The following is an 18,644-nucleotide window of genomic DNA, read 5'->3' as shown; positions in this document are numbered from 1 at the left end:
AAGCTCTTGATCGAAGCCCCAGTAAACGGCGGCCGTAACTATAACGGTCCTAAGGTAGCGAAATTCCTTGTCGGGTAAGTTCCGACCTGCACGAATGGCGTAATGATGGCCAGGCTGTCTCCACCCGAGACTCAGTGAAATTGAACTCGCTGTGAAGATGCAGTGTACCCGCGGCAAGACGGAAAGACCCCGTGAACCTTTACTATAGCTTGACACTGAACATTGAGCCTTGATGTGTAGGATAGGTGGGAGACTATGAAGTGTGGACGCCAGTCTGCATGGAGTCAACCTTGAAATACCACCCTTTAACGTTTGATGTTCTAACCTAGGTCCATAATCTGGATCGGGGACCGTGTCTGGTGGGTAGTTTGACTGGGGCGGTCTCCTCCTAAAGAGTAACGGAGGAGCACGAAGGTTGGCTAAGCATGGTCGGACATCATGCGGTTAGTGCAAAGGCATAAGCCAGCTTGACTGTGAGAGTGACGGCTCGAGCAGGTACGAAAGTAGGTCTTAGTGATCCGGTGGTTCTGAATGGAAGGGCCATCGCTCAACGGATAAAAGGTACTCCGGGGATAACAGGCTGATACCGCCCAAGAGTTCATATCGACGGCGGTGTTTGGCACCTCGATGTCGGCTCATCACATCCTGGGGCTGAAGTAGGTCCCAAGGGTATGGCTGTTCGCCATTTAAAGTGGTACGCGAGCTGGGTTTAGAACGTCGTGAGACAGTTCGGTCCCTATCTGCCGTGGGCGTTGGAAGATTGAGAGGGGTTGCTCCTAGTACGAGAGGACCGGAGTGAACGCACCACTGGTGTTCGGGTTGTCATGCCAATGGCATTGCCCGGTAGCTAAGTGCGGAAGAGATAACCGCTGAAAGCATCTAAGCGGGAAACTTGCCTCGAGATGAGTCTTCCCTGTCACCTTGAGTGACCTAAAGGAACGTTTAAGACTAAGACGTTGATAGGCTGGGTGTGTAAGCGTAGCGATACGTTGAGCTAACCAGTACTAATGAACCGTGAGGCTTAACCTGACAACACCGAAGGTGTTTTGTCTGAGAGACGAACAGTAGATGAAGTAGGCTTGTTTAAGATTGAATATTGCTGGTTATGACGAGAAATCGATGTAACGGGTAATAAAACCGAATTTGCTTGGCGGCCATAGCGCAGCGGACCCACCTGAATCCATGCCGAACTCAGAAGTGAAACGTTGTAGCGCCGATGGTAGTGTGGGGTCTCCCCATGTGAGAGTAGGGAACTGCCAGGCATTAAATAAGACGAGAAAGCCAACCCAATGGGTTGGCTTTTTTGCGTTTGGTTTTTTTTATAGCTTAAAAAACACGAGTCGCTTGTTTTATATTTAGGCTGTTAATAAGATAATTGCTAAATAATACCTTGGCTCCAACGAGAAAATTGCTCAATTCCCATTCGATTTAATATATAACGAAACCAAACACTGTAATTTTGTGCATTCTCTTCAATATCTTGATAAAGAGAATCGAGAGAGATCCAGCGATAATTCATCACTTCATCTGGATTGCTATGTGGTAATTCGTTACTAAACCCAAGAAATAGGTGATCAAATTCATGCTCTATCAGATCATCTGTCACTTTTTCGTTATACAGAATGGTTCCAATAGATTGCATATCACATTTCATACCTAATTCTTCATCTAAACGACGATGAATGGCATCTGAAAGTAATTCGTTTGGAAGCGGGTGACTACAACATGTATTTGCCCATAACCCACCAGAGTGATATTTAGATATTGCACGTTGCTGAATAAGTAATTGCTGTTTTGAATTAAAAATAAATATTGAAAAGGCTCGATGTAAGGCGCCTACAATATGAGCTTCAAGCTTTGGCATTGTTCCCAGCTCATTATCATTTTTATCTACGAGAATGACAGCGTCTTCCACAAGAAATCACCTTAATAAAATAATATATTGTTATAGCGTGAATATAACATGACTGTATATCAAATAACGATTTATTGTGTTGTTCTTTTTATGGCATCACAGGAATGATGCCTAGAATAAAAGGAAAGGAAGATCTAAGGGGTATAATATTGAACACCAATCTTAATAAGTTCTCTACCTTGTGATTTGCGATGCTTATTTGTATCTCTTAATGAATAAATACAGCCGCAATATTCTTGTTGGTAAAATTGTTCGCGTTTACTTATTTCGATCATTCTGGCAGAGCCCCCTTTTTTACGCCAATTATAATCCCAATAAAGCATATTAGGATAAGGTGCTACGGCTCTTTCACCACAGCCATTTATCTGTTTCATATCTTTCCAACGAGAGATCCCAAGTGAACTGGAAATAACAGAAAAACCATTTTCAGCGGCATAAAGGGCTGTTCTTTCAAAGCGCATATCAAAACACATTGTGCATCGAATACCACGTTCAGGTTCTTTTTCCATTCCTTTCGCTCTTTCAAACCAATTATCAGTATCATAATCAGCATCAACAAAAGGAATATTATGTTTTTTAGCAAAACGAATATTCTCTTCCTTACGAATTAAATACTCTTTTTGGGGATGAATATTGGGGTTATAGAAAAAGATAGTGTAATCAATACCTGAAGCTTGTAATGCTTCCATGACCTCTCCAGAACAAGGGGCACAGCAAGAGTGTAGTAAAAGCTTATTTGCATTTGCAGGTAATGTGAGCTTTTCTCGTATAAGAGTCATCGATGATCCTAAATAGTATTATTTTAGTTGTAAAATGATGCCTTTATTATAGTAATAAATACGTAGATAATCTGCTTTTTTAAAATTATTTAAAAATAACTATTTGTTTTATATAAATTAAAAATAATAAACGAAAATGATTTAGGTAATGACTATCAGAGAGTTTACTAGATTCATATTATGATGAGAGGTAAGATGAAATACTAATTCTGCTACTGTTTGTAGCAAAATCTAAAATAAAGGAATTTAGTTATGTCATCTATATTACCTCGCTCTGTAACCTCGCCAAAAAAATTCTTTATTGGTAGCCAATTACTGTCTTCTGTCGGTAAATACGTAAAAGATTTTGGTGATAACGCATTTATTATTAGTGATGAGTTTTTTTTAGAAAAAGTAACTAAAGAAGCAGTTCCTTCTCTAAAAGAAAATGGCATTGTTTCACTGGTTGAAAAATTTAATTACGAATGTACTGAAGCGGAAGTTAATCGCCTAGGTAAAATTGCCGTTGAAAATAAAGCGAATGTTATTATTGGTATTGGGGGCGGTAAGACATTAGATGTGTCTAAAGCTGTTGCTTATTATCAGCACATTCCTGTTATTTTATTCCCAACTATCGCTTCAACTGATGCTCCTTGTACTGCATTGTCTGTGCTATATAAAGAAAATGGTGAGTTTGATAAATATTTATTCTTACCACAAAACCCTGATGTTGTTATCGCAGACACCGCGATTATCGCATCAGCACCACAACGCTTTTTCTCAGCAGGCGTTGGTGATGCACTAGCAACTTACTTTGAAGCACGTGCTTGTTATCAAGCTGACGGCTTAAATTTAGTCAATCAACGCCCATCGCGTACAGGTCTTGGTTTAGCACAACTTTGCTTTGAGATGTTAAGTGAAAATATTGATAAAGCTATGGATGCTATTCGCCATAAAATTACCACTCCTGCATTAGAGCAAACTATTGAAGCAACAATCTACTTAAGTGGTGTTGGCGCTGAAGCAGGTGGTTTAGCAGCTGCTCACGCAGTAAATAATGGTATGTCTGCAGTCGAGTCTTTACACCGTGTCCAACATGGTGAAAAAGTAGTATTCGGTTTATTAACTCAATTAGTGTTAGAAAATGCACCACAAGAAGAAATTGATGAAGTGATCCGTATTATTAAAGCGGCAGAATTACCACTGACACTTGAAGATATGGGCATGAAAGAATTCATTGAAAGCGAATGGCGTACTGTTGCTAAAATTGCCTGTGCTGAAGGTGACACTATGGGCAATATGCCAATGAAAGTGACTGAGGAAGATGTTTATAATGCAATGATTGCAGCTAACGCATTGGCTCATCGTTATAAATAATTCTTAGCTTGGCAAATGATTATCTTAAAACCCCAAATAGATTTTGGGGTTTTTCTTTAATCTAATGTTGGATTCATTTGGGCAAGATCGAACGGTGTTATCTGATAAACATAGTAGTTCAACCAATTAGCAAACAATAAATGCCCATGACTACGCCAAGAAGCGATAGGTTTTTTACTCGGATCATTATTAGGAAAATAGTTTTCTGGTAATTGAGGTTCTAGTCCTGCTTTAACATCACGATGATATTCATCTGCTAGTGTATTGGGATCGTATTCAGGGTGCCCCGTTGCAAAGACAACTCGCTTATCTTTTGATGCAAATAAATAAGCGCCAGCTTTTTCTGAAGTCGCAAGGATCTCCAAATCAGTATTATTTTGAATAAAGTCGATAGGAAAACCAGCATAACGAGAATGTGGAGCAAAGAAAGTCTCATCAAATCCGCGTGTTAACAGTGATAATGGTGAGCAAGTGTTATGACTATATACGCCTGAAATTTTTTGTTCTAGCGTATATTTAGGTAGGTCATATAAGATATTCAATCCAGCTTGAGCCGCCCAACAAATAAAGAGTGTAGAAGTAACATGCTCTTTAGCCCATGTAATCACTTCTTTTATTTCATCCCAATAAGCCACATCTTCAAATTCAACTAATCCTAAAGGTGCGCCAGTGACAATAAGACCATCGAAATTTTGCTCTTTAATTTGGTCAAAATCACAATAGAAAGTATCGAGATGCTCTACAGGCGTATTTTTAGGAATACGCGAGTCAATACGCAATAATTGAATATCAATTTGAAGAGGGCTATTCGAAAGCAATCGCAGAAATTGATTTTCTGTTTCTATTTTCTTTGGCATTAAATTAAGGATAAGCACTTTTAAAGGGCGAATGTCTTGAATACTCGCTCTACTGGATGTCATAACAAAGACATTCTCTTTTTGTAAACAACTGACTGCGGGTAGCTCATCGGGTACTCTAATTGGCATTTCAATAACCTCTAAAAACATCTAGACATCTAGAAGCCTAAATTTAGCTAATAACCTTTTGAATGTCGAGGTCTTCATGTTGTGTATGAAGAATATTCATATAAGAAAAAGCTATATAGCCAAAATCATCAAGCATTAACATTCCTTTTCTCTGTTTATTATCGATCTCTTCCAGATCCCTCGAGTTATTTTTGAAATTTTGATTTTTGTACAATAAAAAAACACCGATGTAATCACATTGTTAAAAATTATTTAAATAAAAATGGAATTCATTTTTGATTTTTGTAAAAACTGCATTAGTCTTAATCAGGTGTGCAAAAGCTTTTAGGGGAATGCAGAATGTCACAATCGTTAACTACAGAAGAATTAAATTTTACGCAATCTTTTGGTGAACAGGAAAAAGAGATATTAAATCATGATGTTAAATTGTTTTTGACTGATTTGGTAAATCACTTTTCAGATAGACGCCATGCTTTATTAGCTGAAAGGGATAGCTGGAAACACAGAGTTGATAATGGCGAGCTTCCTGATTTTATTTCGGAATCGGATTCCATTATAAAATCGGAATGGAAAGTTAATCCTATACCGAAAGATCTTCAAGACCGTCGTGTTGAAATAACGGGACCTGTTGATCGCAAAATGGTCATCAATGCATTAAATGCCAACGTAAAAGTCTTTATGGCAGATTTTGAAGATTCCTTAGCGCCTACATGGGATAAAGTGATCGATGGTCAAATCAATTTGCGTGATGCCGTAAAAGGCACTATTTCTTATACCAATGAACAAGGCAAATGTTATCAGCTTAAAGCGTCACCTGCGGTATTGATTGCCAGAGTAAGAGGTCTCCACCTTCCTGAAAAACATGTGTTATGGCAAGGCAAGCCTATCGCAGGGGGATTATTTGATTTTGCTCTGTATTTTTACCATAACCACAAAGCTTTATTAGAAAAAGGGAGTGGTCCTTATTTTTACATTCCTAAATTGCAAACATGGCAAGAGGCTAAATGGTGGAGTGATGTTTTTCATTTCACTGAAAAGCGCTTTGGTTTAGCAGTAGGAACCATTAAAGCCACGGTATTAATTGAAACTTTACCTGCTGTTTTCCAAATGGAAGAAATTCTATTCCATATGAAAGAGCATATTGTTGGACTTAACTGTGGTCGTTGGGATTATATTTTTAGTTATATCAAGACATTAAAAAATTATCCTGATCGTGTATTACCCGATAGACAAGGGATCACGATGACTCAACCTTTCTTAAGTGCTTATTCGCGTTTACTGATCCAGACTTGCCATAAACGTGGTGCTTTTGCGATGGGTGGAATGTCTGCGTTTATTCCAAGTCGAGATCCAGAGCAAAACGGCATTATTTTGAAAAAAGTATTTGATGATAAAGAGCTTGAAGCAACAAATGGCCATGATGGTACTTGGATTGCTCATCCTGGTCTTGCTGAAACAGTATTGTCTGCTTTTGATGCCGTATTAGGGGCTCGCTCAAATCAACTCGATGTACAACGTAATGAAAAAATAACAGCAGAAATGTTATTAGCACCTTGTACAGGTGAACGTACAGAAAAGGGCATGAGAGCTAATATCCGCGTTGCTGTGCAATATATCGAGGCTTGGATTTCGGGTAATGGTTGCGTACCTATCTATGGATTAATGGAAGATGCGGCAACAGCAGAAATATCGCGTACCTCTATTTGGCAATGGATCCGCCATCAGAAAACACTGTCTGATGGGCAAGTCGTGACTAAAGATCTCTTTCGTAACATGCTGAAAGAAGAGCTTGAAGTCATACGCCAAGAAGTCGGTGACACTCGTTTTGAAGAAGGTCGTTTTAAAGAAGCGGCTTCTTTGATGGATAAGATCACAACCCAAGATGAATTAGTCGATTTTCTAACTTTACCGGGTTACCAACTTTTAAATTAAAAAAGATACGTCAAAACGTATTTATAAACTGCAAACATCATCACTACTACCGTATTTATAGGAGCTGTTTTTATGACTATTAGTAGATCAGAGCAAATCGCCCAATTAGAGAAAGAGTGGGAACAACCTCGCTGGAAAGGCATTACCCGCCCTTATAGCGCTGAAGATGTCATTAAATTAAGAGGTTCGGTTAACCCAGAACATACCTTAGCAAGACGTGGCGCTCAAAGGCTTTGGTCATCATTAAATGGAAAATCGAAGAAAGGTTATGTTAATGCATTAGGTGCTTTAACGGGTGGACAAGCGTTGCAACAAGCAAAGGCAGGATTAGAGGCTGTTTATCTTTCAGGGTGGCAAGTGGCAGCTGATGCTAACACAGCAGCAAGTATGTACCCTGATCAATCTTTATATCCAGTCGATTCTGTTCCTAATGTTGTTCAGCGTATCAATAATACGTTTAGACGAGCTGATCAAATTCAGTGGTCAAATGGTATTGGTCCTCAACATAAAGATTATATTGATTTTTTCCTTCCCATTGTGGCTGATGCTGAAGCAGGTTTTGGTGGCGTATTAAATGCCTTTGAATTAATGAAAGCGATGATCGAAGCTGGAGCTGCGGGTGTTCACTTTGAAGATCAGCTAGCGGCAGTAAAAAAATGTGGGCATATGGGAGGAAAAGTATTAGTTCCAACCCAAGAAGCAGTACAAAAGCTGGTCGCTGCGCGTTTAGCGGCTGATGTGTCTGATGTGCCGACTCTGTTGGTTGCAAGAACAGATGCCGATGCTGCCGATCTTTTAACTTCAGATTGCGATCCTTATGATAGCTCGTTCTTAACTGGAGAACGTACACCTGAAGGTTTCTTCTGTACTCATGCGGGGATTGATCAAGCTATTAGTCGTGGTCTTGCTTATGCACCTTATGCCGATTTGGTGTGGTGTGAAACATCACTCCCGGATCTGAAAATGGCAGCGAAGTTTGCAGAAGCTATTCATGATAAATATCCCGGAAAAATGCTGGCTTATAACTGTTCGCCTTCCTTTAACTGGAAAAAGAATCTTGATGATCGCACGATTGCGCATTTCCAAGATGAGCTTTCTGCGATGGGCTATAAATTCCAGTTTATTACTTTGGCTGGCATTCACAGCATGTGGTTCAACATGTTCGATCTGGCACATGATTATGCCAAGGGCGAAGGTATGAAACATTATGTTGAGAAAGTACAAGAAAAAGAGTTTGCCGCACTTAATCAAGGCTATACCTTCTCATCGCATCAACAAGAGGTGGGAACTGGGTATTTCGATAAAGTAACGACGATCATTCAAGGTGGTATGTCTTCTGTAACAGCACTAACAGGCTCAACAGAAGAGCAACAATTCTAAGATCCCAAAATATCATTATCTGTTTTTGTGGTGATAATTCAGGAGCAGGATGCTCCTCTTTTTCGTGAGGTTGTTAATGACGCCAGAAGATTTGATTGCTCAAACAATTTTACAAGGCTTTGATGCCCAATATGGTCGCTTTCTGGAGATAACGTCAGGGGCACAATATCGTTTTGAGCAAGCAGATTGGCATGGTGTCCAAATAGCGATGAAAGAGCGCATCCGTTTATACGACAATCATGTTGGATTAGTGGTTGAGCAACTTAAATGTATTCGACATGATATTGATAAAGAAAGTCTTTTTCTACAACAGGTGAAAGAGAATTATACGCAATTATTGCCCAATTACCCTCGATTTGAGATTGCCGAAAGCTTTTTTAATTCTGTTTATTGCCGTCTGTTTTACCATCGTGAATTGAATAAAAAGAATCTTTTTGTTTTCTCATCACAACCGGCTTATCGCTTTACACAAGCGCCTCGACCGTTATCAAAGCAGTTTGTTATTCAAAGTGATTTACCGACATTACTGCAAGATATTTTGTCACGCTTACCTTTGCGACTACCGTGGCAAAATAAACAACGCGATATTCACTCTATTTGTAATGTACTTACTGCTCAGTTTTCTTCTGAACAATTGCACAATGCGGTATTTCATATCGCAAACGAACTTTTTTATCGTAATAAAGCGGCTTGGTTGATAGGCAAAATAGTGATTGATGATCAATATATTCCGTTCTTATTGCCCATTCATAATATTGAGCAGCAATTACTGATTGATACCTGCCTTATCTCTGCGGATGAAGCGAGTATTGTTTTTGGTTTTGCGCGTTCTTATTTTATGGTTTATGCCCCATTTCCTGCGGCATTAGTTGCTTGGTTAAGAGATATATTACCGGGTAAATCTATTGCTGAGCTTTATATGTCTATTGGATGCCAAAAGCACGGAAAAACAGAATATTACCGTGAATATCTTGCCTTTATGAATTTTTCATCAGAGCAATTTATTGAAGCGCCGGGTGTAAAAGGTATGGTGATGTTGGTATTTACGTTACCAACGTATGATCGTGTTTTTAAAGTAATCAAAGATAAGTTTGCACCCCAAAAAACGATCACTGCAGAGCGAGTAAAAGAGTGCTATCAGTTGGTTAAAGAACACGATCGTGTTGGACGAATGGCAGATACCCAAGAGTTTGAGAACTTTGTGATCGATAAGAAAAGAATTAGTCCTGAATTAATGACGATCCTTAAACAAGAGATCCCCAATAAGTTGGAAGATCTAGGTGATAAAATACTGATCCGCCATCTTTATATGGAACGTAGAATGATACCGCTCAATATCTATATGGAGCAGTGCGATGAAAATCAACTTAAAGCGGTTGTTGAAGATTATGGGCAAGCGTTGAAAGAGCTTATTGCGGCAAATATTTTTCCCGGCGATATGCTGTTTAAAAACTTTGGTGTGACTCGGCACCATCGTGTGATTTTCTATGACTACGATGAAATTAGTTATATGACAGATATGAATTTTCGCGCTATCCCGCCAGCTCGTTATCCTGAAGATGAATTAGCAAGTGAGCCTTGGTATAGCGTTGCCCTCAATGATGTATTTCCTGAAGAGTTTCGTTATTTTTTATGTAGTGATAAGCGAGTTTGCCACTATTTTGAAGCTCAACATAGTGAGCTTTTATCACCAGAATATTGGCAGCAACAACAGCAAAAAATTAAAGAAGGGTATATCGAAGATGTTTATGCCTATTCTCAATCGAAGCGATTTACTTAATAAATAGCCCTGAGAAAAGATAAAAATAAAGGTAGGTACAAGGGGATACCTACCTTTATTGGATAAAACCTATTTTTATACAGAGATAATTAACGTTGAGTACCAGCGACGGCTTCTTTAGCTAATTCAGTAATACGTTGGAAATCACCTGCTTTCACGGCATCATTAGGCACTAACCAAGAGCCACCAATACAAAGCACACTTTCAAGTGCGAGGTAATTACGGTAGTTTTCTGGTGAAATACCGCCAGTTGGGCAGAAGCGGACTTTTGAGAATGGACCTGCAATTGCTTTTAATGCCTTAACTCCACCATTAGCTTCCGCAGGGAAAAATTTAAATTCATTTAACCCGTAGCTCATTCCTAGCATTAATTCAGACACTGTTGAAATACCCGGAATTAAAGGAATAGTACCTGCAACGGCTGATTTGAGTAATGCTTCTGTTAATCCTGGGCTGATAGCAAATTGAGCACCAGCTTCAGTGACTTGCGCTAATTGTTGAGGGTTAATTACTGTACCTGCGCCCACAATGGCTTCAGGAACTTCTTTGGCAATACGGCGGATCGCCTCAATTGCACATTCTGTACGTAATGTCACTTCTAAAACTTTTACACCACCGGCGACTAAAGCTTTTGCAACAGGGACAGCATCATCAATATTGTTGATAACAATAACAGGAACAACAGGCCCTGATTTTAGTACAGACTCTGCACTTGTATTCCAATGATCCATGATTGTATTTCCTAATCAGAAAGTGGTGAGCAAATGAATTTGATCTGCTCCTCGTTAAGCCTCAAAACTTGCCTACATTAAAAATCAATGCAACAAGCACCTTGTTCAGCACCTGATAAATGACGGCGTAAATTAACGAATAACTCACGACCACAGCCTGTATTATTGGCACTTAAATCAGGAATTTCATCTTGGCGAGCATTTAATGTTTGCTCATCGACAAGCAACGTTAACTCACCTGTTTTACCATTAACGCGAATAATATCACCATCACGCACTTTGGATAGTAAACCACCATTTACAGCTTCAGGTGTAACATGAATTGCAGCGGGTACTTTACCTGAAGCCCCTGAAAGTCGGCCATCTGTAACTAATGCTACTTTATAGCCTTTATCCATTAATACACCCAAAGGTGGCATAAGTTTATGTAATTCAGGCATACCATTCGCTTGTGGTCCTTGATAACGTACAACAACCACACAATCTTTATTTAGCTCACCGGCTTCAAACTTAGCAGCAATATCATGTTGGCTATTAAACACAACAGCAGGAGCTTCGATAATTCTATTTTCATTAGGTACCGCAGAGGTTTTCATTACTGCTCTACCTAAATTACCTTGCATCACTTGTGTGCCACCATGTGATGAGAATGGGGTATTAATATCCGCAATCACATCTTTATCTAAAGAGCTTATAGCGCCTTCACGCCAATCAAGTTTACCGTTATTTAACCAAGGCTCTAGGGTATAACGCTCAATACCAAATCCTGCAACAGTGTTCACATCACGATGAATTAAGCCTTTTTTCAGTAGCTCGCGAATAATCAGTGCAATGCCACCGGCTGCTTGAAATTGGTTAATATCGGCAGGACCATTAGGATAAATGCGTGCAATAAGAGGAACAACTTGCGATAGTTCAGAAAAATCATCCCAATTAATAATAATACCTGCCGCGCGTGCCATTGCGACTAAATGCATGGTTAGATTAGTTGAACCACCGGTTGTTAGCAGCGCAATAATGCCGTTAACAATAACTTTTTCATCAACTAATTTGCCGATAGGAAGATAATTACCTGAGTTTTCTGTTAAGCGTACAATTTGATTTGCTGCCGCATCTGTTAATGCATCACGTAGTGGTGTATCTGGATGGACAAAAGAAGCGCCGGGTAAATGTAATCCCATCATTTCCATGACCATTTGATTAGAGTTTGCTGTACCGTAAAAAGTACAGGTTCCAATGCTATGATAAGACGCGGCTTCAGCTTCTAATAAAGCATTACGATCAACCTTACCTTCGGCATAAAGTTGGCGAATACGAACTTTTTCTTTGTTCGGCAAACCGCTAGTCATAGGACCTGCTGGAACAAAAATAGCAGGAAGATGACCAAAAGAGAGAGCCGCCATAGTCAGCCCGGGAACAATTTTATCGCAGATCCCTAAATAGAGCGCGCCATCAAACATATTATGGGACAAACCGACAGCCGCTGACATTGCAATAACATCACGGCTAAGGAGCGACAACTCCATACCATCTTGACCCTGAGTGACACCATCGCACATTGCAGGAACACCACCTGCCACTTGTCCTACTGCGCCAACAGCATGTAATGCCGCTTTAATTTTTTGAGGATAATCTTCATACGGCTTATGAGCCGACAACATATCATTGTAAGCAGTGATAATGGCGATATCATTATGAACCATATTTTTCAGGCGATTTTTATCTTCAGCCTGACAAGCAGCAAAACCATGAGCCAAATTACCGCAAGCCAATTGAGCACGATGCACGGTTTGGCTTTTTGCTGTTTCAATTTTTTTCAGATAAGCACGACGAGTCGCTTGTGAACGAGCAATAATGCGCTCAGTCACCTGTTTTACTGTCTCGTTAAGAGGGACAAAGTCGTTCTGAATTGGGTCATGATTTTTAGGGTTCATAATGATGCTTCCTTAATTCACACAAGGGTGATGAGCGTTACTATTAGCTTTAGAAAAAGAATATTTAAATTCGCCATAGTATTTGTTACCGGTAACATTGTTACGGGTAACAAGAAGAGTTGCAATACTCTTAATACGTCTTAAACAACATCTGTGATCGACATCAATTTTTTCAGGTGATAAATAACAGTTTTTTAATATTTGATGGGAATAGAGAGGGAAAAGTCGGTTTTTTACAAAGCTGAATCGTTTTATTTTGGAAAATACCTTCCTTGTTGTTGATGACAAGGAAGGCAAAAATAGGATTAACTTTTTACACCACCGTATTCACGGCTAATTTGTTTTGCTGCTTTGATAACCATCGCACCTAATTCAGTGATACGTGAATCTGTCATTCTGGAAACAGGTCCCGAAAGTGAAATAGCCGCAAAAGGTTGGTGGTGTTCATCATAAATACAAGCACCAATACAGCGAAGACCTAAAGCATGTTCTTCATCATCGAAAGAAAAACCTTGTTTACGAGCTTGCTCTAAATTTTCTTTTAGAGATGAAGGGAGTGTTCGAGTGTGAGGTGTATAAGCCATTAAGCCTTTTTTCTGGAGCAAAGGCAGTAATTTATTTTCTGGCAAAGTAGAAAGGAACGCTTTACCAGCACCAGATGCATGCATTGGTAATTTACCACCAATAGGTGCTGACATTCTCATTAGTGCATTACATTGCACTTGATCGACAATCACTGCATCAAATTCAATTTGGTCAAGAATAGCCAGATTAACGGTTTCGCCAGAGTCTTCCATCAATTGACGTAAAATAGGATGCACCATGACCAAAAGATTACGAGTTTGTAGAAAACTACTACCAACAATAAAGGCGTGTGTTCCTACAACCCATAAGCCTAAATCCCCGACTTGGCGGACAAAACCATGCTGTTGAAGTGTGGTGAGTAGGCGGTGTGTTGTGGAATTAGGTAATCCGGCTTGAAAGGCAAGATCTGTTAGGGCGATACCACCCGGAGATTCGGAAATATATTCCAATAATGTCAGTCCACGGCTTAATGACTGAACAGGGCCTCCTTGTGCGGTGCTTTGAGTGGCAGTTGTTTTCGTCTTACGCACTTTTTTATTTGTAGGGGAAACTGTCATGCATACACTCCAGAAATGCTATCCATATTAATATCTATTATGAACTATCTGGTGTAATAAAACTCCTCCGATCACTGCATTTTTCAAAACAAAATGTGTGATAAGAAATATTTATTAAAAGCATTTATCACTGAGTGAAAATCTCTCATCTTCGTCTTAGAAATCTTTGCAAAAAGATATGGTAGGATAAAAAAACAACGAAATAACAATAAAGAAAAACAAGCACAAAAGCATTCTCGATTAAGAGGAAACAACGTGGCAAACATAAAACAACAACTGGTGGAAGCATTAGGAAAACGTATCTTAGTACTTGATGGCGCAATGGGTACGATGATCCAGCAATATCAACTTACAGAAGCCGATTATCGAGGTGAGCGTTTTGCTGATTGGGATTGTGATGTTAAAGGGAATAATGACCTTTTAGTCTTAACACAACCTCAGATTATTGCAGATATACATGATGCTTATTTTCAAGCTGGTGCTGATATCGTTGAAACTAACACTTTTAACTCAACGTCCATTGCGATGGCTGATTATCACATGGAATCGCTCTGTTTTGAGCTGAACGAAGAGGCGGCAAAATTAGCGAAAGCCTGTGCAGATAAATGGAGTGATTTAACACCGAATAAACCTCGCTATGTAGCGGGTGTTTTGGGACCAACAAATAGAACAGCATCCATATCTCCTGACGTTAATGATCCCGCTTTTCGTAATGTTTCATTTGATAAGCTGGTGGAAGCTTATCGAGAAGCAACGCGCGGGTTAATTAAAGGCGGTGCTGATTTAATTATGGTCGAAACTATTTTCGACACACTAAATGCGAAAGCGGCTATTTTTGCGATAAAATGTGAGTTTGAATCGCTCAATATTGAATTGCCTGTGATGATCTCTGGCACCATTACAGATGCTTCAGGAAGAACCTTAACGGGTCAAACAACAGAAGCGTTTTACCACTCTTTACGCCATGCCGATGCGCTCTCATTTGGTTTAAACTGTGCGTTGGGTCCTAAAGAATTACGTCAATATATTCAAACGCTCTCACAAATTTCTGAAACTTATGTCAGTGCTCACCCTAATGCGGGGTTGCCTAACGCATTTGGAGGCTATGATTTAGATGCCCAAGAAATGGCTGAACAAATTAAGGAGTGGGCACTAGCTGGTTTTCTCAATATTGTGGGTGGGTGCTGCGGAACAACACCTGCGCATATTCTCGCCATTTCACAAGCGGTAGAAGGTATTACACCAAGAAAATTACCTTCCTTAAAAAAAGCCTGTCGCCTTTCAGGTCTTGAACCGTTAGTCATTGATGAAAATTCACTGTTTGTGAATGTGGGAGAGCGAACCAATGTCACAGGTTCTGCTAAATTTAAGCGCTTGATAAAGGAGGGTAATTATCAAGAAGCATTAGATGTTGCACGTCAGCAAGTTGAAAATGGTGCCCAAATCATCGATATCAACATGGACGAAGGCATGTTAGATGCTGTTGAAGCCATGACACGTTTTCTTAACCTTATTGCTGGTGAGCCTGATATTGCTAAAGTGCCAGTGATGATTGACTCCTCTAAATGGGAAGTGATTGAAGAAGGCTTAAAATGTATTCAAGGCAAAGGAATTGTTAACTCCATTTCGATGAAAGAAGGGGAAATACCGTTTCTTGAACATGCTAAATTGGTGCGTAAATACGGTGCGGCTGTTGTCGTTATGGCGTTTGATGAAGTCGGACAGGCAGATACTCGAGAGCGCAAAATCGAAATTTGCCGTCGAGCTTATCAGTTATTAACAGAGCAAGCAGGTTTTCCACCTGAAGATATTATTTTTGATCCTAATATATTTGCCGTCGCAACCGGAATTGCAGAGCATAATAATTATGCCGTTGATTTTATTGAAGTCTGTGCAGATATTAAATCTCAACTACCTTATGCCTTAATTTCTGGTGGGGTATCTAACGTTTCATTCTCATTTCGGGGTAACGATCCTGTTCGTGAAGCGATCCACTCTGTTTTTCTTTATTACGCCGTAAAAAATGGCATGGATATGGGGATTGTAAATGCAGGGCAACTTGCTATTTACTACTCATTACCTGATGAACTGCGTAATGCAGTTGAAGACGTTATTTTAAATCGCCACGAAGAAAGTACAGACAACTTATTGGCATTGGCAGAGCGTTATCGTGGCACCAAAAGTGATGAACAAAATCACCAGCTTGCTGAGTGGCGACAATGGAATGTAGAGAAACGGCTAGAGTACGCATTAGTTAAAGGGATCACCGAATTTATTGTTGAAGATACAGAAGCGTGTCGCCAACAAGCATCAAGCCCGATTGAAGTGATTGAAGGGCCATTGATGAATGGCATGAATACTGTGGGTGATCTGTTTGGTGAAGGTAAAATGTTTTTACCTCAAGTTGTGAAATCAGCAAGAGTGATGAAACAAGCTGTTGCTTATCTTGAGCCTTATATTCAGGCCTCCAAGCAAGCAGGCTCTTCCGCGGGTAAGGTCTTACTGGCTACGGTAAAAGGTGATGTTCACGATATTGGTAAAAATATCGTGGGTGTTGTTTTGCAGTGTAATAACTATGAGATCATCGATCTTGGTGTGATGGTGCCTTGTGACAAGATCCTACAAACCGCGATTGATGAAAAAGTCGATATTATTGGCCTTTCAGGGCTGATCACGCCATCACTTGATGAGATGGTGAATGTTGCTAAAGAGATGGAAAGACGCGGTTTTTCTTTACCCTTAATGATTGGTGGAGCAACAACCTCTAAAGCGCATACCGCAGTAAAAATAGAGCCGAATTACAGCCATCCTACCGTTTATGTACAAAATGCATCGAGAACCGTAGGTGTTGTTGCGGCACTATTATCTGAAACACAAAAAGCCGATTTTGTTGCTAAAACGCGTCGTGAATATGAAGTCGTGCGCCAGCAATACGCCAGAAAAAAACCTCGTACTCCACCTGTTTCTTTAGAGGTTGCACGAAAAAATGCCCTACACATTGATTGGCAAAATTACACACCGCCAAAGCCCAATCAATTAGGCGTGCAGGAAATTACCGCCAGCATCGAAATATTACGTGAATATATCGACTGGACGCCTTTCTTTATGACTTGGTCTCTAGCGGGTAAATATCCTCGTATTTTAGAAGATGACGTGGTTGGTGAAGAAGCAAAACGTGTATTTGCTGATGCAAATACAATGCTGGATAAATTAAGCCGTGAAAAATTATTAACACCTAAAGGAATTATGGGGATCTTCCCTGCCAATCGTCAGGGTGATGATATTGTGATTTATCAAGATGAAAGTCGTCAACAAGTGCTTTTGCAAAGCTGTCATTTACGCCAACAAACTGAGAAAAATGATTTTCCTAATTACTGTTTAGCCGATTTTATTGCACCTGTTGAAAGTGGTATTGCTGATTATTTTGGGGCTTTTGCCGTCACAGGCGGATTAGAAGAAGATGCTCTCGCCAATACTTATGATAATGCCCATGATGATTACAATAAAATTATGGTAAAAGCGTTATCAGATAGACTAGCAGAAGCATTTGCGGAATACCTTCATCAACAAGTGAGAACAAATATTTGGGGTTATAGCCCTGATGAAAAACTCTCTAATGACGAACTTATTCGAGAAAAATATCAAGGAACACGACCTGCACCGGGATATCCTGCCTGTCCAGAGCACACAGAAAAAGCAAAAATTTGGCAATTACTCGATGTTGAAAATCGCATTGGCATGAAACTGACAGATGCTTATGCCATGTGGCCCGGTGCTTCAGTATCGGGTTGGTATTTTAGTCATCCTGAAAGTAAATATTTCGCGGTTGCTCAAATTCAAAAAGATCAGGTTGAAGATTATGCTAAACGCCGAGGAATGAGTGTAAGTGAGGTTGAACGTTGGTTAGCGCCGAATTTAGGATATGAGTCTTAGTTTATTGTCATTTCAGATCTCAATAATGTAATAAATAGTGAGGGGATAGCAATATCCCCTTGTTATTTTCACTGGTCGATCCCATTAAAGATGTTTAAGCTGTGAACCTGTATCAGAAAAAAGGATATTACAATGAACTATACTTTGTACCTTCAGAAAACCCCACCTGCTGGCGTTGAAGTGCCATTTCCTTCTTTAGCAAAAGGAAATTATCCATTAAGTGAAGTTTTAATTAATGCTTTTTTAAATCTGATGCAACTCACAGGAAGCTTAGATACGGATGCTATTTTAGATGAAAAAGCATTCGATAAAGTTTGGTTGAAAGCCGAAATGACACCAGCACGAATTGAAGAGGTTGGTGACTATATTTATCATAAAATTCCTACTTCTCCTGAACCGGTTGAGGAAGAAATCATTTTATTTAAACAGGCGATGAAAGAAGAAGAAGCATTATTAGCCAAAGAGAGTGAGAAAGAAGGAAATCTTCCTATTCATAAATTTGCTACAAATGATGGTTGGATAGTGACGCCAAAAGAGTGTGAAATAATCGCTTCTACATTGACAAAAAAACTACTTGAAGAAAATCATGTATTTGTTGAACAGCTTGCAAAAATGTCACATCTTGCACATCGTTCTTTAGAAATTGCTTTGATTGATTTTGGTAAATTTAATCAATTTGCTAAGAAATATGGCGGTTATCGGGTTTATTAAATTATTAAAAAATAGGCTTCTAAAAAGAAGCCTATTAGAAAAATTTAGTTTGGATTTATTTAAAA

The 18,644-nt window shown here is 39.5% G+C and carries 12 protein-coding genes and 2 rRNA genes (1 of these 14 cut by a window edge); 8 read left to right on the top strand and 6 right to left on the bottom strand.

What is annotated here, in order from left to right:
• Both D7029_RS17060 and rrf read left to right on the top strand, forming a co-directional pair.
• Positions 1-1,029, top strand: a 23S ribosomal RNA gene (locus D7029_RS17060); it begins 1,874 nt to the left of the window's first position.
• Positions 1,030-1,146: 117 nt separating this feature from the next.
• A 5S ribosomal RNA gene (gene rrf / locus D7029_RS17055) occupies positions 1,147-1,262 on the top strand.
• A gap of 116 nt (positions 1,263-1,378) precedes the next feature.
• Here rrf and idi read toward each other — a convergent pair.
• A complete protein-coding gene (idi, locus tag D7029_RS17050; RefSeq protein WP_088494403.1) occupies positions 1,379-1,915 on the bottom strand; it encodes an isopentenyl-diphosphate Delta-isomerase in 537 nt (178 codons plus the stop codon).
• Between the two features lie 134 nt (positions 1,916-2,049).
• Complete coding sequence (locus D7029_RS17045) at positions 2,050-2,694, bottom strand: epoxyqueuosine reductase QueH (RefSeq protein ID WP_194951347.1); 645 nt, start codon at positions 2,692-2,694, stop codon at positions 2,050-2,052.
• A 252-nt stretch (positions 2,695-2,946) separates the two neighbouring features.
• On the opposite strand from D7029_RS17045, the gene D7029_RS17040 reads away from it, so the two are divergent.
• Entirely contained in the window at positions 2,947-4,050 is a 1,104-nt protein-coding gene (locus tag D7029_RS17040) for a glycerol dehydrogenase (RefSeq protein WP_194951346.1), read from the top strand.
• A gap of 56 nt (positions 4,051-4,106) precedes the next feature.
• Here D7029_RS17040 and metA read toward each other — a convergent pair whose 3' ends face one another.
• Positions 4,107-5,036, bottom strand: coding sequence for a homoserine O-acetyltransferase MetA (metA, locus tag D7029_RS17035; RefSeq protein ID WP_194951345.1), 930 nt, complete (start codon positions 5,034-5,036; stop codon positions 4,107-4,109).
• Between the two features lie 339 nt (positions 5,037-5,375).
• Between metA and aceB the strand changes: the two genes are divergently transcribed.
• From aceB to aceK, 3 genes are all read left to right on the top strand, one after another.
• On the top strand, positions 5,376-6,968 hold the full coding sequence (gene aceB, locus D7029_RS17030; protein ID WP_194951344.1) for a malate synthase A: 1,593 nt from the start codon (positions 5,376-5,378) through the stop codon (positions 6,966-6,968).
• A gap of 72 nt (positions 6,969-7,040) precedes the next feature.
• A complete protein-coding gene (aceA, locus tag D7029_RS17025) occupies positions 7,041-8,348 on the top strand; it encodes an isocitrate lyase (protein ID WP_072065199.1) in 1,308 nt (435 codons plus the stop codon).
• Between the two features lie 70 nt (positions 8,349-8,418).
• On the top strand, positions 8,419-10,128 hold the full coding sequence (aceK, locus tag D7029_RS17020) for a bifunctional isocitrate dehydrogenase kinase/phosphatase (protein ID WP_416384070.1): 1,710 nt from the start codon (positions 8,419-8,421) through the stop codon (positions 10,126-10,128).
• Positions 10,129-10,217: 89 nt separating this feature from the next.
• Here aceK and D7029_RS17015 read toward each other — a convergent pair whose 3' ends face one another.
• The 3 genes from D7029_RS17015 to iclR all read right to left on the bottom strand — a co-directional run bounded on the left by D7029_RS17015 (position 10,218) and on the right by iclR (position 13,935).
• Positions 10,218-10,859, bottom strand: a complete 642-nt coding sequence (locus D7029_RS17015) for a bifunctional 4-hydroxy-2-oxoglutarate aldolase/2-dehydro-3-deoxy-phosphogluconate aldolase (RefSeq protein ID WP_194951342.1) — start codon at positions 10,857-10,859, stop codon at positions 10,218-10,220.
• Between the two features lie 77 nt (positions 10,860-10,936).
• Positions 10,937-12,793: a phosphogluconate dehydratase gene (gene edd, locus D7029_RS17010; RefSeq protein WP_194951341.1), complete on the bottom strand. Its 1,857-nt coding sequence runs from the start codon at positions 12,791-12,793 to the stop codon at positions 10,937-10,939.
• 305 nt (positions 12,794-13,098) lie between these two features.
• Positions 13,099-13,935: a glyoxylate bypass operon transcriptional repressor IclR gene (gene iclR, locus D7029_RS17005; protein ID WP_075673076.1), complete on the bottom strand. Its 837-nt coding sequence runs from the start codon at positions 13,933-13,935 to the stop codon at positions 13,099-13,101.
• Positions 13,936-14,190: 255 nt separating this feature from the next.
• Between iclR and metH the strand changes: the two genes are divergently transcribed.
• Positions 14,191-17,868: a methionine synthase gene (gene metH / locus D7029_RS17000; protein WP_194951340.1), complete on the top strand. Its 3,678-nt coding sequence runs from the start codon at positions 14,191-14,193 to the stop codon at positions 17,866-17,868.
• Positions 17,869-18,000: 132 nt separating this feature from the next.
• Positions 18,001-18,579: a hypothetical protein gene (locus D7029_RS16995; protein WP_228766708.1), complete on the top strand. Its 579-nt coding sequence runs from the start codon at positions 18,001-18,003 to the stop codon at positions 18,577-18,579.
• Positions 18,580-18,644: the final 65 nt, after the last annotated feature.

Source organism: Proteus vulgaris (assembly GCF_016647575.1).
In the GTDB taxonomy this organism is placed as follows: Bacteria; Pseudomonadota; Gammaproteobacteria; order Enterobacterales; family Enterobacteriaceae; genus Proteus; species Proteus mirabilis_B.
Note: the sequence above shows the minus strand (reverse complement) of the source record. Positions and strands in the feature narration are given on the sequence as shown.

What these genes read in the sequence shown, in the direction of transcription:
- D7029_RS16995 (WP_228766708.1), top strand. Translation starts at nt 18,001, where the DNA reads ATGAACTATACTTTGTACCTTCAGAAAACCCCACCTGCTGGCGTTGAA.
- iclR (WP_075673076.1), bottom strand. Translation starts at nt 13,935, where the DNA reads ATGACAGTTTCCCCTACAAATAAAAAAGTGCGTAAGACGAAAACAACT.
- metA (WP_194951345.1), bottom strand. Translation starts at nt 5,036, where the DNA reads ATGCCAATTAGAGTACCCGATGAGCTACCCGCAGTCAGTTGTTTACAA.
- aceB (WP_194951344.1), top strand. Translation starts at nt 5,376, where the DNA reads ATGTCACAATCGTTAACTACAGAAGAATTAAATTTTACGCAATCTTTT.
- D7029_RS17045 (WP_194951347.1), bottom strand. Translation starts at nt 2,694, where the DNA reads ATGACTCTTATACGAGAAAAGCTCACATTACCTGCAAATGCAAATAAG.
- D7029_RS17040 (WP_194951346.1), top strand. Translation starts at nt 2,947, where the DNA reads ATGTCATCTATATTACCTCGCTCTGTAACCTCGCCAAAAAAATTCTTT.
- aceA (WP_072065199.1), top strand. Translation starts at nt 7,041, where the DNA reads ATGACTATTAGTAGATCAGAGCAAATCGCCCAATTAGAGAAAGAGTGG.
- edd (WP_194951341.1), bottom strand. Translation starts at nt 12,793, where the DNA reads ATGAACCCTAAAAATCATGACCCAATTCAGAACGACTTTGTCCCTCTT.
- D7029_RS17015 (WP_194951342.1), bottom strand. Translation starts at nt 10,859, where the DNA reads ATGGATCATTGGAATACAAGTGCAGAGTCTGTACTAAAATCAGGGCCT.